Annotated in this window: 2 protein-coding genes; both read right to left on the reverse strand. The window is 64.9% G+C overall.

Going from position 1 to position 1112, the window contains the following annotated elements:
* Positions 1–624: 624 nt before the first annotated feature.
* Positions 625–852: a hypothetical protein gene (locus tag T398_RS26800; protein WP_496450581.1), complete on the reverse strand. Its 228-nt coding sequence runs from the start codon at positions 850–852 to the stop codon at positions 625–627.
* 38 nt (positions 853–890) lie between these two features.
* A complete protein-coding gene (locus T398_RS26805; protein WP_496450583.1) occupies positions 891–1034 on the reverse strand; it encodes a hypothetical protein in 144 nt (47 codons plus the stop codon).
* Positions 1035–1112: the final 78 nt, after the last annotated feature.

Here is a 1112-nt window from a genome sequence, read left to right on the forward strand (position 1 = left end):
AAGCGCATGGTCAACCGCCACGTCCTGACCGAGGACGAACCCGGAGTGTTCACCCTCACCCTAAAACGGACCTAATACTCCAGACCGCCCTCTGAGAAGCGGCCGACTGTGGCTGCAGCAAAGGTCCGCAGCGCATATGGCTGACGCAGCACCGCAGAATACGAAGGATTCCCTGAAAGGGAAGACATATGACGTTCCTCATCGAGCGTGGCGCGCGTACGCGCCAAAGGCAGGTCAAAGACAGTAGGGCCTTGATCCGCACCAGGGCGGAGGCAGTCTTTGGTCTACGCACGAAGGAGGAACATTCCGGTAACAGTAGCAGCACCCACGGGGCCGACCCCGACGACGGGGTGGCCGACCGCCTGAGCAGCGAGAATTCGCTGACATCAGCACCGTCGGTGCGCCAGTCCGACACCCCGATCCAGCAGCCTCGCAGCAACGTCCGTACCCAAGGGGCGTCTTCCTCCCCTATCACCGGTGAGTACACCGTCAATGGTCTCCGGAATGCTGCCTGAGTTCCGCAGTTGGTGGGCACGCGGATGCGTCGAAAATAGGGGTTGATCTGCGGAACGTCGAGAGGGCGGCTGCGGAGGCGTGTGCCCCACGTGGACGCGTTGCGGCTGGTCAGGCAGGGTCAGCGGCAGTGATCCGGGGTGGCGGCTCGATGCCGCAGTCGCGATAGAGGGCGGCCTGTTCGCTGCTCAGCGGGGTGGTCTGGGTGATCTGTCCGGCGTCGCCGGTGAGGGTGACCTTGTGGACACGGCCGCGAGCGGCGCTGATCCGGTTCCAGGTCTGACCGGTGCGGCGTTCGGCGACGCTGATCAGCAGCAGGGCGAGCCTGTAGGGGCTCAATACTCCGTACCTGCGGTGGCCTGCGGCTTCTTGAGGATCTACGCGGCTCGCTCGTACTCGTTGATCAGCCCGCCGAGGATCGGTCTTCGCCGTACTCGGCGCTGCTCGTCGAGATCGACGACGGTGGCCGGTGGGCGCGGCGGCAACAGGTTCAGGGCCCGATGCGGCCAGGGCCTGATCAAGTTCCGTGAGTGTCCGGGTTGTTGGTGATGCCCAGGATGGGGAGCGCTCGTCGGGGTTCGTCACGGATGGCCCGGGTG

The organism is Salinispora goodfellowii (assembly GCF_059570675.1).